Source organism: Fusobacterium mortiferum ATCC 9817 (genome assembly GCF_000158195.2).
Lineage (GTDB): Bacteria > Fusobacteriota > Fusobacteriia > Fusobacteriales > Fusobacteriaceae > Fusobacterium_A > Fusobacterium_A mortiferum.
Window position 1 is genome coordinate 221798 of the sequence record NZ_GL987994.1, and the last position, 17613, is coordinate 239410.

The 17613-nt window shown below is 30.2% G+C and carries 21 protein-coding genes; 15 read left to right on the forward strand and 6 right to left on the reverse strand.

The genetic code is table 11. The annotated features are described in order from the left end of the window. Positions 1-151: 151 nt before the first annotated feature. Positions 152-484 carry a winged helix-turn-helix transcriptional regulator gene (locus tag FMAG_RS10745; RefSeq protein WP_005886595.1) on the forward strand — a complete coding sequence of 111 codons (333 nt, stop codon included), beginning with the start codon at positions 152-154 and terminating at the stop codon, positions 482-484. Between the two features lie 37 nt (positions 485-521). Then, entirely contained in the window at positions 522-1076 is a 555-nt protein-coding gene (locus FMAG_RS10750; RefSeq protein WP_005886597.1) for a YbhB/YbcL family Raf kinase inhibitor-like protein, read from the forward strand. A gap of 1 nt (position 1077) precedes the next feature. Here the strand turns inward: FMAG_RS10750 and FMAG_RS10755 are convergent, their stop codons facing one another. Beyond that, the gene (locus FMAG_RS10755; RefSeq protein WP_005886599.1) at positions 1078-1509 is read right to left on the reverse strand and encodes a DUF523 domain-containing protein; all 432 of its coding nucleotides are present in this window, start codon (positions 1507-1509) and stop codon (positions 1078-1080) included. A gap of 2 nt (positions 1510-1511) precedes the next feature. Then, positions 1512-1916 (reverse strand): acyl-CoA thioesterase, encoded by a 405-nt coding sequence (locus tag FMAG_RS10760; protein WP_005886601.1) that lies wholly within the window; start codon positions 1914-1916, stop codon positions 1512-1514. Between the two features lie 97 nt (positions 1917-2013). Here FMAG_RS10760 and FMAG_RS10765 point away from each other — a divergent pair, with 97 nt between their 5' ends. Continuing rightward, positions 2014-3180, forward strand: coding sequence for a GNAT family N-acetyltransferase (locus tag FMAG_RS10765; RefSeq protein WP_005886603.1), 1167 nt, complete (start codon positions 2014-2016; stop codon positions 3178-3180). A 362-nt stretch (positions 3181-3542) separates the two neighbouring features. Here the strand turns inward: FMAG_RS10765 and FMAG_RS10770 are convergent, their stop codons facing one another. Genes FMAG_RS10770 through FMAG_RS10785 form a run of 4 tightly spaced genes read right to left on the reverse strand, consistent with a single transcriptional unit; the run spans position 3543 to position 5671 of the window. Continuing rightward, the gene (locus FMAG_RS10770; protein ID WP_005886605.1) at positions 3543-4118 is read right to left on the reverse strand and encodes a nitroreductase family protein; all 576 of its coding nucleotides are present in this window, start codon (positions 4116-4118) and stop codon (positions 3543-3545) included. A gap of 2 nt (positions 4119-4120) precedes the next feature. Next, entirely contained in the window at positions 4121-4699 is a 579-nt protein-coding gene (gene ruvC / locus FMAG_RS10775) for a crossover junction endodeoxyribonuclease RuvC (protein WP_005886606.1), read from the reverse strand. A 16-nt stretch (positions 4700-4715) separates the two neighbouring features. Beyond that, on the reverse strand, positions 4716-5180 hold the full coding sequence (locus FMAG_RS10780) for a YbaK/EbsC family protein (RefSeq protein WP_005886608.1): 465 nt from the start codon (positions 5178-5180) through the stop codon (positions 4716-4718). Positions 5181-5212: 32 nt separating this feature from the next. Then, complete coding sequence (locus tag FMAG_RS10785; protein ID WP_005886610.1) at positions 5213-5671, reverse strand: tRNA (cytidine(34)-2'-O)-methyltransferase; 459 nt, start codon at positions 5669-5671, stop codon at positions 5213-5215. 137 nt (positions 5672-5808) lie between these two features. On the opposite strand from FMAG_RS10785, the gene FMAG_RS10790 reads away from it, so the two are divergent. From FMAG_RS10790 to gatB, 12 genes are all read left to right on the forward strand, one after another. Continuing rightward, positions 5809-6435, forward strand: coding sequence for an MBL fold metallo-hydrolase (locus tag FMAG_RS10790; RefSeq protein WP_005886612.1), 627 nt, complete (start codon positions 5809-5811; stop codon positions 6433-6435). 11 nt (positions 6436-6446) lie between these two features. Further along, entirely contained in the window at positions 6447-7361 is a 915-nt protein-coding gene (locus FMAG_RS10795) for an NAD(P)/FAD-dependent oxidoreductase (protein ID WP_005886614.1), read from the forward strand. Positions 7362-7449: 88 nt separating this feature from the next. Continuing rightward, on the forward strand, positions 7450-8757 hold the full coding sequence (locus FMAG_RS10800) for a PhoH family protein (RefSeq protein ID WP_005886616.1): 1308 nt from the start codon (positions 7450-7452) through the stop codon (positions 8755-8757). 350 nt (positions 8758-9107) lie between these two features. Beyond that, the gene (locus FMAG_RS13695) at positions 9108-9542 is read left to right on the forward strand and encodes a hypothetical protein (protein ID WP_187106603.1); all 435 of its coding nucleotides are present in this window, start codon (positions 9108-9110) and stop codon (positions 9540-9542) included. Beyond that, positions 9526-10104 (forward strand): Maf family protein, encoded by a 579-nt coding sequence (locus FMAG_RS10810; RefSeq protein WP_005886620.1) that lies wholly within the window; start codon positions 9526-9528, stop codon positions 10102-10104. Before FMAG_RS13695 ends, FMAG_RS10810 begins: the two co-directional genes overlap by 17 nt. A 13-nt stretch (positions 10105-10117) precedes the next feature. Beyond that, positions 10118-11164, forward strand: a complete 1047-nt coding sequence (gene mreB, locus FMAG_RS10815; RefSeq protein ID WP_005886622.1) for a rod shape-determining protein — start codon at positions 10118-10120, stop codon at positions 11162-11164. Positions 11165-11183: 19 nt separating this feature from the next. After that, entirely contained in the window at positions 11184-12800 is a 1617-nt protein-coding gene (locus FMAG_RS10820) for a hypothetical protein (protein ID WP_005886624.1), read from the forward strand. Continuing rightward, positions 12790-13317: an SMC-Scp complex subunit ScpB gene (scpB, locus tag FMAG_RS10825; protein WP_005886626.1), complete on the forward strand. Its 528-nt coding sequence runs from the start codon at positions 12790-12792 to the stop codon at positions 13315-13317. Before FMAG_RS10820 ends, scpB begins: the two co-directional genes overlap by 11 nt. Then, positions 13304-14014 carry a pseudouridine synthase gene (locus FMAG_RS10830; RefSeq protein WP_005886628.1) on the forward strand — a complete coding sequence of 237 codons (711 nt, stop codon included), beginning with the start codon at positions 13304-13306 and terminating at the stop codon, positions 14012-14014. The genes scpB and FMAG_RS10830 overlap by 14 nt, the downstream gene beginning before the upstream one ends. A gap of 298 nt (positions 14015-14312) precedes the next feature. Next, positions 14313-14603 carry an Asp-tRNA(Asn)/Glu-tRNA(Gln) amidotransferase subunit GatC gene (gene gatC / locus FMAG_RS10835; RefSeq protein ID WP_005886631.1) on the forward strand — a complete coding sequence of 97 codons (291 nt, stop codon included), beginning with the start codon at positions 14313-14315 and terminating at the stop codon, positions 14601-14603. Between the two features lie 28 nt (positions 14604-14631). Next, positions 14632-16089, forward strand: a complete 1458-nt coding sequence (gene gatA / locus FMAG_RS10840) for an Asp-tRNA(Asn)/Glu-tRNA(Gln) amidotransferase subunit GatA (RefSeq protein WP_005886633.1) — start codon at positions 14632-14634, stop codon at positions 16087-16089. An 18-nt stretch (positions 16090-16107) separates the two neighbouring features. Then, complete coding sequence (gatB, locus tag FMAG_RS10845; protein ID WP_005886634.1) at positions 16108-17550, forward strand: Asp-tRNA(Asn)/Glu-tRNA(Gln) amidotransferase subunit GatB; 1443 nt, start codon at positions 16108-16110, stop codon at positions 17548-17550. Positions 17551-17613: the final 63 nt, after the last annotated feature.

Here is a 17613-nt window from a genome sequence, read left to right on the forward strand (position 1 = left end):
GAAAATAAAAAAATGTAGGGGGATAAAAGTGGAAAATTATTCATTAGAGATGTTATTGATAATAACACTTATGATGGCTTACAAACTTTTGGTATTACATTAATGAGGAAGCACTGAAAAGGTTGCTTCCTTGTTTTATAAGGAGGGAATTTTGAGGGAGATAACATGTCCATTAGAGGCAATTTTTCATATATTGAGAGGTAAGTGGGCTCCTATGATAGTATGGAGAGCAAGATTAGGAAATCAAAGACTCACTGATTTAAAAAAAGATATTTTAAATTGCAATGAGAAGATGTTGATTCAGCATATAAATGAGTTGTTAGAGTACGGAGTTCTTGAAAAGATAGAGTATGATGTATATCCTAAACATACTGAGTATAAACTTACAGAGTTTGGGTGGAGCTTAATTCCTGTTCTAGCAAAATTTCAAGAAATAGGAATAGGATACTTACAAAATAGTCAGTTATTAACAAAAGATAAATAATATGATATCCTATAAAAAAACGTAGGAGGTATTATTTATGAAAAAGAGTTTAGTATTAGGAACACTTCTTTTAGGGGCATCAGCTTTTGGATTTGAACTTACAAGTTCTGGAATAGAAAATGGATATATTAAAGAGAAGTATGGACAATATGGAACAGAAAATATAAAAGGTATGCCATCTCTTTCACTTCCATTGGAGTGGAAAGGGGTACCTGAAGGAACAAAAAGTTTTGCTCTAGTGATGCAAGATTACGACGCTATCCCTGTAACAGGATTTTCTTGGATACATTGGGTTGCTGTTATACCAGGTAGCTATACAAAATTAGAAGAGAATGCAAGCTTAACAAATAAAGATATAATTCAAGGGGTTAATAGCTGGATATCATCAATGGGAGGACTTAGCAAAGCAGAGGCTTCTCATTTTGGAGGACCAGCTCCTCCAGATAAAGAGCATACATATGAAATAACTATATATGCTCTTGATAAGGAGATAAAATTAGAGAATGGATACTATCTAAATGAGCTTTATAAAGAGATGGAAGGGCACGTATTAGATAGTGCAACTTTAGAAGGAGTGTATAAGACAAAATAACTTATAGACTTTCCAACTCTGGAGAGTTTTCTGTAAAAACTTTTATTCCATTTTTTAAAAGTAATTCTGTGGTAGTACCATTTCCAGTGATGAGAGTTTTTGAAAAACTACCATCATAGATTTGACCACAACCACAAGATGGACTTTTAGCTTTAAGAATAGCTATTGAGCAGTTGAAGATTTTAGCAAGTCTAAGAGCTTCTTCTGCTCCTTTTTTATATTGCAAAGTTACATCTTCCATCTGGCTATTAATAACCTTATCCCCACATCTTTCTGAAGGAACTCTAGGTGTGGGAAGCCCACCTAATTGTTCTGGGCATATGGGAATAAGATTGTATTTAGAAAGTAATTTTTTTATTCTCTCTACCTCTTTAGATTTTCCATCATATCTACAAGCTACTCCTAATAAACAAGCACTAACTAAAATATTCATAGTTATTTCTCCTCAATTATTTCTAAACATTTTTCTTTAAATGAATTTGGAACTCTTTTTATTCTATGAGTAGAATAATCAAAACAAACTAGAAGTGTAGAACCATTGATAACCTTCTCATCATTTTCGTTGAAAATTTCATATTTTATATTAAAACTTGTTTTAGAAAACTCTATCTCAGTTATTTTTATAACTATACTATCATCAAGGAAAAGTTGTTTATTATATTCTACAAATCCATTTTTTTGAATAACTCCTGCCCCTTCTCCTAAGTCCATCTCACTTAACCCTAATGACTCAAAAAAATTCATTCTAGCCATTTGGAAGAAAAGTAAAGCTCTTTCATTTCCTACATGACCACCATAGTTAATATCTTCTTTTTGAATTTTATAATTAAATTGAAACATGAATCCTCCTAAATATCATAGATTTTTTTTAATAATTAAATTATAATATAATTAAATAGAAAAGAAAAGTGAAATCTTATAAGGGAGAGTGAAGATTGTGATAAGATATGGAATGGATAAAGATTTTGAAAAAGCTAAGAAAATTTGGCAGAAGTGCTTTTTAGATTCTGAAGATGAAGTAAAATTTTATTTTGATAACTTATATGATAGACATAAATATCTACTTTTAGAAGAGAATGGTGAAATAAAAGCTTCTCTCCATGAAAATCCCTATAGATTAAATTTTAATGGAACAGTTTTTGAATCTATCTATATAGTAGGGGTAGCAGTATCTCCAGAGTATAGAGGTAAGGGATATATGAATGAGCTAATAAGAGAATCTCTTATAGAAAACAGAAAAAGAGAGGTTCCCTTTGTATTTTTATCTCCAATAAATCCAGAGATATATAGAAAATATGGGTTTGAATATGTAACTAGATTAAGTAAATACTCTATGAGAACAGAGAATCTACCTTATAATAAGATAGAGAGAGCTTATGATATAAAAAGAGTAGAATTAAACAGTGAAGATGAACTCTATGAAGATTTGGTAGAGGTATACAATAACCAGATGTCAGAGATATCTCTATATGTAGAGAGAGATGAAAAATATTATAGAGATTGGGTAAGGGAGATAAGAAGCGATGGTGGAGATGTATTTTCTATCTATTTAGATGAGGAGATAAAGGGATATATTGCTTTTTATAGAAGAGAAAAGATAGAGATTAGAGAGATTTTTGCTAAAGATAGGAGAGCCTTAGAAAATCTTTTAGCTTTGGTAAAAACTTTCAAAGAGTATTACCCAAAGTTAGAGATAAAAAATATTGATGGAAAGTATTTAGAGTATTGTTTTGTAAATCAAAAATCTTTTGAAAAGATAGAGTTTCCATTTATTATGGGAAGAATTTTAAATCCTATGGAAGTTTTTAAAATGATGAATATTTATGATATTGATATGAAAATATTAGTAACTGATAGCATAATAGTGGAAAATAATGGTGTATATAGATTTACTCAAGAGGGAGAATTAACTTATAATGAAGCAGGAGATTGGGATATAAAAATTGATATTGGAGATTTATCTTCATTGATATTTGGGCAACTTAGTATAGATGAGTTAGTTTTTCTTGAAAAGTTAGAAGTAAAAAATAAAGAGGTAATAAAAAGGATAAGAGAGAAAGGTATTTTTACATTGAAGAGAAACTATATTCAAGATTATCAATAAACACTTACAAAAAATAGTAACTACTCAGCCAGTAAATTAATTTGAGAAAGCTCAAAGAATTGTGTAATTTATGAAGAGAAGTTAGATTAACTCAGTGAAATCGAACGCTAAAAAACACAACTGTTTGAACGAAGTGAGTTTTGTGTTTTTAGTGAGATAAGCCATAGTTAATCAACTTCTTGGAATATGGAACAATTCTTAGTTTTCTTTTTAAATAAGAAATATCTGAATAATTACAAAAAATATAAAAGCTGTCAGAAAATAACTGACAGCTTTTATATTAAATTAAGTAAATTAAAACTCTTTAAAAGAAAGGATACTTGAATTATACATTAACCTACTAAAAAAGTCAAGAATATTTTTTATTTTTTTAGTAAAGAAATATCTTTAAGGGATAATTTAGGAACAAAGTGATGGTTATTATCATCTCTAGAGTATGTTGTATTACCATCAATTGCCTCAGTAATAGTTACAGTATCCTTAGGTTCTCCAAGGGTAAGAAGTGTATGAGAAACATACCCTTCTGGTAATCCTACTAATTTATCTACTTCAGGTTTATTGTATGAACCAATTATACAACCAGCATATCCCATCTCATTAGCTACTAACATAATATTTTGAGAAGCAATTCCCATATCAAAATAAAGACTTCTTTCAGTAAAATTAACTAAAGGATTTTCACTACACATTAGAATATATGCAGTAGGAGCTTCTTCAATAGTTGGATTCCAAGGGATAGCTCCAGCAAATTTTACAAGAGGAAATATTTTTTTGCAAAGTTCCTCATCATTTATTAAGACATATCTAAGTTTTTGAGCATTTCTAGTAGAAGAAGCATATCTAGTACTTTCCACCATTTCTTCTAGCTCTTCCATAGAGATTTTTTTCTTAGTAAAACTTCTATGAGAACGAATCTTTTTTAAAGTTTCCATAATCATAATCAATTACCCCCATTTAAAATTAATTCTCTATACTCCTTGGCTGAAATTTTAGTTTTAGGAAGATTTTTACTACTTAATTTTCCAGCTAACTCCCTTCCAAATATTCCAGAATTTTTTGAGTTGATATGAGTGATAGCAATAGCTAAAGCATCAGCAGCATCATCAGGCTTAGGAATTTCAGAAAGTCCTAAAATTCTCTGTACCATAAGTTGTATCTGTTTTTTTTCAGCTTTTCCATATCCAGTAATACCTGTTTTTACTTGAAGAGGGGTGTAGTGGTTTATCACAAGATTATTCTGCCTTCCACATAGAACAATAACTCCTCTAGCTTGACCTACTGATATTACTGTCTTATTATTTTTGAAATAGAATAGCTCCTCTATTGCCATCTCACTAGGAGAATATTTTTTTATTATCTCTGTAAGTTCTGAATAAATTTTACAAAGTCTATCCTCCATAGGCATATCTTTATCAGTATAGATACAACCATAATCTATAACATTAAATCTATTATTTTCAAAGTCTAAAATAGAAAAACCTACAATAGCAGTTCCTGGGTCAATACCCAATACTCTCATAAAATTTTTCACCTCATCAATCTTTAGATACGTCTACCCACTCACCTTGAGTGATTTTGGCAAGCATATCTACACTAATTTTTACAGCAGAGTGTGGAGAGCCACCAGCAGGGTATACTATATCAAACTCCTTTAGAGTTTTATCTAAGTATATTTTAAGAGGAGTCTTTAATCCAAAAGGACATACTCCTCCCACTGGGTGTCCAGTTGCTTCAACTACCTCATCAAAAGGAATCATTACAGCTTTTTCTTGGAAAATAGCTTTAAATTTTTTATTATCAAGTTTAGCTGTCCCTTTACTAAGAATAAGAATATACTCTCCATTTTTTAATTTATATCCCATAGTTTTAGCAATTTCATCTTCCATTATTCCAAAGGCTTCAGCAGCTAATTTAACCGTACTAGTATCCTTTTGTGATTCCTCTACATAAAGTGGAAGATTATTCTCTTGAAAAAAATTTTTAACACTCTCTAAGCTCATGATAAAATTTCCCCCTTTGTTTTATCTAGTTATTATTTTTTAAAATTAAAATCTGTTTGTCTAAGTGCTTCATATAAAATTATAGCAGCAGAGTTTGAAAGATTTAATGAACGTCCCATATCTATCATAGGAATAGTGATACAGTTTTCTTTGTGGGCATTTAAAATCTCCTCTGGGATTCCTCTTGACTCAGGTCCAAACATTACAAAGTCATTTTCTTTAAACTCTATATCAGAATATCTTTGTTTTGTTTTAGTAGTAGCATAGAAAATTCTTGCTCCTTTGTTAGCTTCTACAAACTCTTCATATGATTCCCATACCACTAAGTCTACTAGATGCCAGTAGTCTAATCCAGCTCTTTTTAATTGCTTTTCATCTAAAGAGAATCCAAGTGGCTTTATAAGATGTAATTTTGTATTTGTAAGAACAGAAGTTCTTCCTATATTTCCTGTATTATAAGGTATTTCAGGATTTAATAAAACTATATTCAAAGTAATTCCTCCTTAAAAATTTATATACATATAATTATAACATAGATTTTGAAAATTATCAGTAATATTTTGACAAGAGAGAAGAGGTAAAGTATAATATTTATGTAGACAATAAAGAAGATGAATTGGAGGAAAAAATGAAGATACAAACTTTTTATTTAGGAAGTTTAATGACAAATTGTTATTTAGTATGGAATGATAAAAATGAAGCATATCTTTTTGATTGTGGTGGAGAAAATATAGGAAGAGTAGAAACTTTTATAAAAACTCATGGACTTACTTTAAAATATATGGTATTAACTCATGGACATGGAGATCATATAGCAGGTCTTAATAGAGTAAAGGAGTTATATCCAGAAGTAACTGTATACATAGGAAAAGAGGAAGAAAGTTTTTTAACTGAGCAAGAATTAAATCTTATGAAGTACATCAATGGAATAGGATTTACTTATGATGGAGATTATGTAACAGTAAAAGAGGGAGATATGGTAGGGGAGTTTAAAGTTTTAGATACTCCAGGTCATACAATAGGATCTAAGTGCTTCTACAATCCAGAAAGTAAGATATTGATATCTGGAGATACAATGTTTAAAAGAAGTTTTGGAAGATATGACTTACCTACAAGTGATGGAACAATGTTATTTAATAGTTTGAGAAAACTTTGTACAGAGCTACCAGAGGATACAAAGGTATATAGTGGACATAGTGAAGTTACAACTATTGGAGAAGAAAAGGCATTTTTAACTATGCAAGGAATGATATAAGAGGTGAAAATATGGAAAAGATATATGATGTAATAATAGTAGGAGGAGGACCAGCAGGACTTACAGCTGGATTATATACAGGAAGAGCAAAATTATCTACATTGGTAATAGAAAAAGCTGGAATGGGAAGTTTATATATGGCTCATAAGATAGATAACTATCCAGGATTTCCAGAGGGATTAACAGGAACAGAGTTAAATAATCTTATGAAAGAACAAGCTAAAAAATTTGGAGCTGAGTTTGTAGAGGGAACACTTTTAGGATTTGATCCATATGAAGAGGTAAAAATAGTAAAAACTGATGCTGGAAATTTTAAAGGAAAAAATATAATTGTTGCTACTGGAACAGGAAAAAGTTTTGTTAAAAAGATTAAAGGAGAGAAAGAGTTACTAGGTAAAGGTGTTTCTTACTGTGCTACTTGTGATGGAGCATTTACAAAGTTTATGACTGTATCTCTTATAGGACAGGGAGAGGAGTTAGCAGAGGAAGCTCTATTTTTAACAAAGTTTTCTAAACATATAAGAGTTATGGTAACAGAAGATGAGTTTAAATGTAGTAAAGAGAGTTATGAAGCTCTTACTTCTTCTGAAAAAGTGGAGATAATCACAGGAGTAAAACTTCTTGAGATAAGAGGAAAAGAGTATGTAGAGGAGTTATTAGTAGAAGAAAAGGGAGAGGAAAAGACTTATAAATCTGACTTTGCTTTCCTATATCTTGGAACAAAAAATAATACAGAGATGTATGGAGAGTTTGCAAAATTAGATAAAGAGGGATATATAATAACTGGAGCAGATATGAAAATGAATGTAGAGGGAATGTATGCTGCAGGGGATATTAGAAGTGGAGTTGTAAGACAGGTTACAGTGGCAGCTGCAGAGGGAACAGTAGCTGCTCTTGAGGTAATAAAGAGAGTTTTAAAGAAATAATATCAATTTAAAGAAGGAAATTTAAGATTTTTCTCGAAGATATAAATATAGCACACTTGGACTTTATTACTCAAAGGAGTTGATTCATATGAGAAAGATTTTTGTGTTAGATACTAATATTCTTATCCACGACCCTAAGTGTATCTATAATTTTAGAGGAAATGATGTTATTCTCCCTATATATGTAGTAGAGGAAATTGACAAATTAAAAAGAAATCAAAATACTGCTATACAGGCAAGAATGGCTTCAAGAGTCTTAGATGAGATAAGAAATAAAGGAAGTTTAGCTAAAGGTGTAGAACTTCCACAAGATATTTTTTTCAAAGTAGAGATAAAAAATGATAGAAGTCTATTACCAGCTAATCTAAGTAAAGATGTAATGGATAACAATATTATCTCTGTAACATTGGGAATAAAAAAAGAGAATCCAGACAGAAGAGTAATAATAGTAACTAAAGATATAAATATGAGGATAAAAGCAGATTCATTAGGGCTTGAAGTAGAGGACTACAACACTGATAGAGTAGAGTATAACGAGTTATATGATGGATTTTTTGAAGTAGATGTAGATAAAAAGCTCTATGATAAATTTGATAAAGATGGTAAGATAGATTTTACTGATTTAAAAAGAGAGGATATTTTACCAACACCAAACTGTTTTTTCAAATTAAAGTATAAAGATAATATTTTATGTGGTAGATATATAGAGGGAAAAATCAAAAAATTTATTCTAGGAGATGGACAAGCTTGGGGGCTTAGAGCTAGAAATGATGAGCAGAGATTTGCTATGGAACTGCTTATGGACGACAGTGTAAAAGTAGTTACATTGGTAGGAGGAGCAGGAACTGGTAAGACACTTCTAGCTATTGCTGCTGGACTAGAGCTTGTAGTAGAGAAAAAAAGATATAAAAAGATTTTAATAGCTAGACCTATTATACCTATGGGAAAAGACTTGGGATACCTTCCAGGAAGTGAAAAAGAGAAGTTAAAACCGTGGATGCAACCGATTTTTGACAATATAGATTTCTTGAGTGAAGCTAAAGAGGATAGGGCTGGAGAAAAGGTAGTAGAGGGATTAGAGTCTATGGGTATGATGAAGATAGAGCCACTTACATATATAAGAGGTAGAAGTATACCTAAGGGATTAATTATCATAGATGAGGCTCAAAACTTGACACCATTGGAGATAAAAACAATAGTAACTAGAGCTGGGCAAGATACTAAGATAATATTTACAGGAGACCCTCAACAGATAGATAACCCATACCTAGATGCTAATACTAACGGACTTACTTATATGGCTGACAAATTAAAATTTGAAAAGATAGTAGGGCACATCACTTTGAAAAAAGGAGAGAGGTCTGAAATAGCAGAGATAGCTGCAAGATTATTATAGATAAATTATAGCTAAAATAGAAAAATGGATTTCATTGTTATTTTTTATAAAATAATGGGAAGTCCATTTTTATTTTATATTGAAATCAATTATTCTCTATGATACAATATGATGTATAGTAAAAATTAAAAGAGGTAGAAATGAGGAAATTTTCTATTTTAATTCAGTTGAGGTTTATTTATGTATATATGTTTATATATTTAGTTATTGGTTATTTTTATGATAGCTATTTAAAACATATAGGTTTGTATAAATTTATAGAAACATATTTTGGAATAAGTTTCTTTTTCATATTATTTTTGGTGTTGTTAGATTTTTACTCTTATTTTATAAGATGTAGTAGAAAAAAAATGGTGTACAGTACAAGAAAATTTTTCTTCTGTATTTTAGTAATAAGTTGTATATTTCTATATTTTATGTACAACTTAAATATTCCACTGAAAAAAGAGTTAGCAGATGAAAAACTTTTAGCAAAGAGTATAGAGATAATTTTTTATCAGAAAAAATTTGGACTTATACTTACATTTCTTTTTGATATCTTAATAAGCAAATTTTATTTTTTATATCTATATGTAGCTTTTTACTTATTGGCTTTTATCTCATTTTTCTTTATAGGGGCAAAAACTATTAGAAAAATTATTGGAAAAATAATAATGGCTGAAAAGGAAAGAAGAGAGATAAAAAGAAATAGAGAAGCATTAGAAGAGCAAGAGAGAATAATAAAATGGATAGAGGAAAAAGAGAGACAAGCAAGGGAGGAAGAAAAGGATGATATTGGCATCTAAATCTCCAAGGAGAAAAGAGATACTAGAAAATATAGGTTTTAATTTAGTGATAAAAAGTGAAGATATAGAAGAAGTAAGTGATAAGGTAGAGGTTGTAGAAAAGATAAAAGATATTGCTTATAAAAAAGTGGAAGCTGTAGCAAAAAAATATCCAAATGAGTATGTAGTAGGAGCAGATACTATAGTAGAGGTAGATGGAGATATAATAGGAAAACCTAAAGATGAAGAGGAAGCTAAAAAAATATTACAAAGGTTGTCAAATAGAAGTCATAATGTAATAACAGCATTTTCTTTTATAAATAAATCTAAAGATATCTGTATAAAAGATGTGGCTATTACAAAGGTTTACTTTAAAGAGCTATCTTCAGAGATGATAGAATGGTATATAGCTAGTAAAGAGCCTATGGATAAAGCTGGAGCTTATGGGATACAGGATAAAGGTTCAATATTTGTAGAAAAGATAGAGGGGGATTTCTTTACTGTAATGGGATTTCCAATAGAAAGATTTATGGAAAGATTAAATGAATTAGGAATAAAACTAAAAGATATTGAAAGAATATAGTCAGAGGTGAAAAATGAAAAAGATAATTAATAAATTTTTAGGAATATTTTCAGAGGATTTAGGAATAGACTTAGGGACATCAAATACATTGATCTGTGTAAAAAATAAAGGGGTAATCTTAAATGAGCCTTCAGTAGTAGCTTTAAATCTAAAAACAAAAGATGTATTTGAAGTGGGAGAGAGAGCAAAACTTATGCTTGGTAGAACACCTGGAAATATTCAGACAATAAGACCTTTAAAAAATGGAGTTATTGCTGATTATGAAGTTACTGAAAGAATGATAAGAAATTTTTTAAAGAAAGCAAATCCTAAAAAAGGGTTAGCAAGCCCAAGAGTAATAATCTGTGTACCTGCTGGAGTAACTCAAGTAGAAAAGAGAGCTGTTATAGATGTAACTAGAGAAGCAGGAGCAAGAGAAGCGTACTTGATAGAGGAGCCTATGGCAGCAGCTATTGGAATAGGATTAAATATATTTGAACCAGAGGGAAATCTTATCATTGATATAGGAGGAGGAACTTCTGAAATAGCTGTAATATCTTTAGGAGGAATAGTAAAAACTTCATCATTTAGAGTGGCAGGAGATAGATTTGATACTACAATTATAGATTATGTAAGACAAAAACATAATTTATTAATAGGAGAGAGAACAGCTGAGGAGATAAAGAAAAAAATAGGAGCTGTTATGGATTTAGAAGAGGAAGAGTGTATTGAGATAAGTGGAAGAAATGCTTTAAATGGACTTCCTAGAGATATAAAAATCTGTTCCTCTGAGATAGTAGAAGCTCTTGGAGATTTAGTTCAACAAATAATAGAAGAGGTAAAAGTAATATTAGAAAAAACTCCACCAGAATTATCTTCAGATATTAAAAGAAAAGGACTTTATATAACAGGAGGAGGGGCTCTTTTAAGAGGTATAGATAAGAAAATATCTGAAAATTTAAATCTAAATGTAACTGTGTCAGAAGATCCATTAAATTCTGTAATAAATGGAATACAAGTACTACTTAAGAATTTTGATGTTTATAAGAAAGTATTAATCTCTCCAGAGAGTGATTATTAATTTTAGAAAGAGGGAATATATGAAAAAATTTATAATATTATTTATGATAATTCATATTTTTTCATATGCTAACTATCTCATTAGTAATAGTGAGATAGTTCTTTTTTATGATAAAAGTTATAATAGTATTCATTATATGAGAGGAGATATTTTCCAAGGGATAGATATATCAAGAATAGAGGGAAAGTTGATATTAGATGGAGAGAAAGTCATCTCAGTTAATAAATATTTTGAAAGTGCTAATCTGATACCACAGACTAATATATTAAAATTAAACTATAACATAGATGGAAAATATCTTACAGTAAATATAATTCCATCTATGATAGAAAAAGATAAATTGTATTTTGTAGTGGAATTTGTAAATTTTCTAAAGGATAATAGAAAGGTTGATTTTGCTTTTAGAATAGCACCACAATATGATAATAAATATGTTGAGTATAATGAGAGTAAGGACTCATATGGATATGATAGATTTTACTTCAAATCGGAAAACTATAAGGGAGAGACTTATATAGCACGAGATTCTGTCATAGAAGAATTGATGTTAGAAAAAGTTGAAGGAAAAATTAAAAAATATCAAGATGATAATATGTACTATATTATTCATAATGTAGATTATAATAAGCCGATAGAGTTTGTAGTAAAATTTTATAGAGATTTTGAAGAAGATAAAAAAGAGGAAGGAACTGAGGTCTTATCTAAAGAGTTAGCATATTGGGAAAATGTAAATAGTAATATAAAGTTTTTAGATAGAAGAAATAACTTTTTTAACCAGCTAAGAAATTTAGAGGTAATGGTTTCAAGAGCAGTTATTCCTAATCAAATCTCTTATAATACAAGTGATGAGAGTTTAAATACTAAGATGAAGCTATATTACTTAACTAGTAAATATGATAAAAATTTTAATCCTAGTAAGTTTTTAGAAGATTTATATAGTAAAAAAAGCGAAAATCAAAAAGTTGTTTATTATACTTTCCTTTTTAAATATTTAAATGTAAGTGGAGATTATTTAGCTCCAAAACTTTTAAATGAGAAAATAATTCCAGAAGTAGAATCAATATTGGGATATTTAGAAGAGGAAAATGAAGAGATTATTAATATAAGGGATAATATAAATAACTATTATTGGTATTATGAGTTGATAAATAATATAGAAAATAGACCTGAATTTGCTGAAAAGAGAGATTTTATATTAGCTAAGAAAAAATTGTTACTAAATTATATCAATAGAAACTATGTGTTAGATGATGGCTTGAAAATAAGAAAGGAATCTAGTGAGAGCTATTATAAAAATATAAGATTTATGAGTTTTCTTCCAAAGGAAAAGCAATTAAAAATTCTTAAAGAGGATTATAAAAAGTATTATAATAGATTTTATGGATTATTAAAACCTAAAGGAGAAGAGAGAATAGATTTAGGTTATAATTTAGATTTTATAATAAAATTATATGAAAATGGAGAGAGAGATTTAGCAAATGTTTTATTTGCTAACTTAGAAACTTATATTAGAAGAAATGACTACTATATAATACCAGATATTTATCCAGACAAAGATAATCCAGCTGGAATCTATGGAGAGTTACTGTATCTTTATTTTATAGCAGCAGAGAATAAGGAGAGATATGGAAATTAAAAATAAGATAGAAGCAATTTTACTTTTAGGTGGAGATGAAGTAAAGATAAGAGAGCTTTGTAAATTTTTCTCTATACCATTAGAAGAGATGTTGAAAATCTTAGAAGAATTAAAAAATGATAGAAGGGAAACAGGAATAAATATAGAGATTGATGGAGAGGTAGTAAGCCTTGCTACAAATCCCATCTGTGGAGAGATAATCAATGATTTTTTCCAGCAGGAGAGTAAGCCTAAAAAACTTTCAGGAGCAGCACTAGAAACTCTCTCTATAATAGCTTATCGTCAACCTATAACTAAAGGTGAGATAGAAGCTATAAGAGGGGTGTCTGTAGATAGAATTATTCAAAACTTAGAAGAGAAAAAATTTGTTAGGGTTTGTGGGAAAAAAGAGGCAGTTGGTAGACCAAATCTATATGAGGTAACTGATAAATTTTTAAGTTATATTGGAATAAGAAGTATAGAGGAGTTACCTAACTATTTTGAAGTAAAAGGAAGTAGCGAAGATGGAAGAGATTAGAATAAATAAGTACCTTGCTTCTTTAGGTGTAGGCTCAAGAAGAGAGATAGACAAGCTTATAGAAGAGGGAAAAATAAGAGTAAATGGAGAGGTAATCAGTGCTGGAGTAAAGGTAACTGATAAGGATATAATAGAGGTAAAAGGGAAAAAAATCTCTAAAGATATAGAGAAAAAAGTATACTATATGTTAAATAAACCTTTAGAAGTACTTAGCTCTGCAAAAGATGATAGAGGAAGAAAAACAGTAGTGGATATAGTAAAATGTAAAGAGAGAATTTTTCCAATAGGAAGATTAGACTATAATACAACAGGACTTATACTACTTACAAATGATGGAGAGCTTTTTAATAGAGTGATACATCCTCGTTCAGAAGTATATAAGGAGTACTATGTAAAGGTACTTGGAGAGATAAAAGATAGCTCTATAAAAAAATTAGAAGATGGAGTGGAGTTAGAAGATGGAATTACTCTTCCTGCCTATGTAAAACTTATCTCTAGAGAGAGAGGTAAAAGTGAACTTATGGTATCTATTAGAGAGGGAAGAAATAGACAGGTAAGAAGAATGTTAGAAGCTGTAAATACTCCTGTACTTGTATTAAGACGTGAGAGAATAGGAAAATTATCTTTAGGAAAATTAAAGGTAGGAGAGTATAGAGAGCTTACAGAGAGTGAAGTAAAATATTTATACTCATTATAAAATTATTAGCAAATTTATAAAAGTATGGTATAATTAAATGAAATATTTAAGGATAATTCAGAATAACGAAGATTCACTTTTTAACTAAGAAAATTCTAAGAATTGTGAAATTTATGGAGAGGAGTTAGATTAACTCAGCGAAATCGAACGCTAAAAAATGCAATAAGTCAAAGACTTAACCCTTGCATTTTTAGTGAGATAAGCCATAGTTAATCAACTTCTTGGAATATGGAGCAATTCTTAATTTTCTTTTATAAAGAAAGTTATTCTTGAATAGAGAATTAAAGGGAGGAAAAAGATGGCACTAACAAGAGAAGAGGTTTTAAAAATAGCAAAGCTTGCTAGATTAAAATTTCAACCTGAAGAGATTGAAAAATTCCAAGTGGAATTAAATGATATTCTTGGGTATATTGATATGTTAAATGAAGTAGAAACTGAAGAGGTATCAGCACTATCACAGGTAAACTCTCACGTAAATAACTTAAGAGATGACAGTGTAAGAGAATCACTTACTGTGGAAGAGGCACTAAAAAATGCTCCAGATGGAGAAGATGGTGCTATTATAGTTCCAAAAGTTGTAGGAGAGTAGAGAAAATATTAAGGAGGAATTTTTCTATATGAAAAACTTATATAAATTAACTGCCTCTGAGATAAGAGAAAAAATCTTAAATAAAGAGGTTAAAGTAGAAGAGTTAGTAAAAGAAACTTTTGAAAGAATAGAAAAAGTAGAGGGAAAAGTAGGAAGTTTTGTACATTTAAGAAAAGAAAAAGCTCTTGAAGAAGCTAGAATATTAGATGAGAAAATAGCTAGAGGAGAAAAAGTAGGAGCATTGGCTGGAGTACCTGTGGCTATAAAAGATAATATGGTATCAAAGGGAGATATCACTACTGCTTGTTCAAAAATATTGGGAAACTATGAAGGAATCTATGATGCAACTGCTGTAAAAAAACTAAAAGAGGCAGATGCTATAATAATTGGAATTACTAATATGGATGAGTTTGCTATGGGAAGTACAACAAAGACATCTTTCCACCATTTAACTAAAAATCCTTGGGATGCTACAAGAGTTCCTGGAGGAAGTAGTGGAGGAGCAGCAGCTTCAATAGCCGCTCAAGAGGTATACATATCTTTAGGTTCAGATACAGGAGGAAGTATTAGACAACCAGCTTCATTCTGTGGAGTAGTAGGAATGAAACCTACATATGGAAGAGTATCAAGATATGGACTTATTGCCTTTGCTTCATCTCTTGATCAAATAGGACCTATGGCTAAATCAGTAGAAGATATTGCTCTAACTATGAATGTAATAGCTGGGGCAGATGACTATGATGCTACTGTTGTAAATTGTGAAGTACCTGATTATACAAAATTTTTAAATCAAGATATAAGAGGAATGAAAATAGGAGTACCTAAGGAGTACTTTATAGATGGAATAAATCCAGAAGTAAGACAAATAATGGAAGATGCAATAGAGAAATTTATCACTTTGGGAGCTGAGATAGTAGAGATATCTCTACCACATACAAAATATGCTGTACCTACTTACTATGTAATAGCTCCAGCAGAAGCAAGTTCTAACCTTGCTAGATTTGATGGTGTAAGATATGGATATAGAAGTAAAAATATCCAAAACATCAATGACCTATACGTAAACTCAAGAAGCGAAGGATTTGGAGATGAAGTAAAAAGAAGAATAATGATAGGAACTTATGTTTTAAGTGCTGGTTTCTATGATGCATACTTTAAGAAAGCTCAAAAGGTAAGAGCTAAAATAAAAGAGGATTTTGATAGAGCATTTGAAAATGTAGATGTAATATTTACTCCAGTATCTCCAAGTACAGCTTTTAGATTAGATGATAAAAAGACTCCAATAGAGTTATATTTAGAAGATATTTTTACAATCTCTGCTAACCTTGCTGGTATACCTGGAATCTCTATTCCAGCTGGAAAAGCACAAGGATTACCAGTAGGTATTCAACTACTAGGAAAACCTTTTGGAGAGGGAGATTTAATTAAAGCTGGTTCAGCTTTTGAAAAAGTAAGAGGAGAATGGGAGCTTCCTGAATTAGACTAGGAGAAAAGGAGAAAAGATATGAGAGAATGGGAATCAGTAATCGGGCTTGAGGTCCACCTACAATTAAAAACTGGAACAAAGGTTTGGTGTGGTTGTAGTGCTGACTATGACAATGCTGAAGCAAATACACATACTTGTCCTATCTGTTTAGGACACCCAGGGGCATTGCCAAAACTAAATAAAAAAGTAGTAGAGTATGCAGTAAAAGCTGGACTTGCTCTTAATTGTAAAATAAATAATGAGAGTAGTTTTGATAGAAAAAACTATTTCTATCCAGATACTCCAAAGAACTATCAAATTACTCAATTTGATAACTCTTATGCTGGAAAAGGATATCTAGAGTTTAAATTAAATTCTGGAAGAATGGTAAAAGTAGGAATTACAAAATTACAAATAGAGGAAGATGCTGCAAAATCTATACATGCTGAGCATGAGTCACTAATAAATTTCAATAGAGCATCTATACCATTAATAGAGATAATATCAGAGCCAGATATGAGAAGTTCTGAAGAGGCTTATGAGTATCTTAATACTTTAAAGAGTGTAATAAAATATACTGGTATCAGTGATGTATCAATGGAATTAGGTTCACTTAGATGTGATGCTAATATATCTGTAATGGAAAAAGGATCAAAAGTTTTTGGAACAAGAGTAGAGGTAAAAAATCTAAACTCATTTAAAGCTGTTGCTAGAGCTATTGATTATGAAATAAGTAGACAGATAGAAACTATTGAGAATGGTGGAAAAATAGACCAAGAAACAAGACTTTGGGACGAAGAAACTCAAACTACAAAGGTAATGAGAAGTAAAGAGGAGGCTATGGACTACAGATATTTCCCAGAGCCAGACTTATTAAAACTTGTTATCACAGATGAAGAGATAGAAGCTATTAGACAAACTATGCCAGAATCTAAAGTTGAAAAGTTAGCTAGATTTATAAATGACTATGGATTACCTGAATATGATGCTAATATTCTATGTGAAGATATAGAGTTAGCTGATTATTTTGAGAAAGTTGCTAAAACTTCTGGAAATGGAAAACTAAGTGCTAACTGGATAATGACAGATGTTATGAGAATATTAAAAGAGAAAAATATAGATATAGAAAAATTCTCTATATCTGCTGAGCATCTAGGAGAGATAATAGCTCTTATAGAGAAAGGAACTATCTCTACTAAGATAGCTAAGGAGTTATTTGAGATAAAACTTACTGATGAGAGAGCTCCTGAAGTAATTGTAAAAGAAAAAGGAATGGTGCAAGTAGCAGATACTGGTGCTATTGAAGCTATGGTAGATGAGGTAATAGCTAATAATCCTAAGATGGTAGAGGATTATAAAAACTCTGACGAAGGAAGAAAGCCAAGAGTAATTAAAGGGCTAATAGGGCAAGTAATGAAACTTTCTAAAGGAAAGGCAAATCCTACTTTAGTTACAGAGATAATGACTAAAAAATTATCTTAAGAATATTAATAGTTTTGAGTTATTAAGTGGAGACTATTTACTTTCTAGGAATATATTGTATAA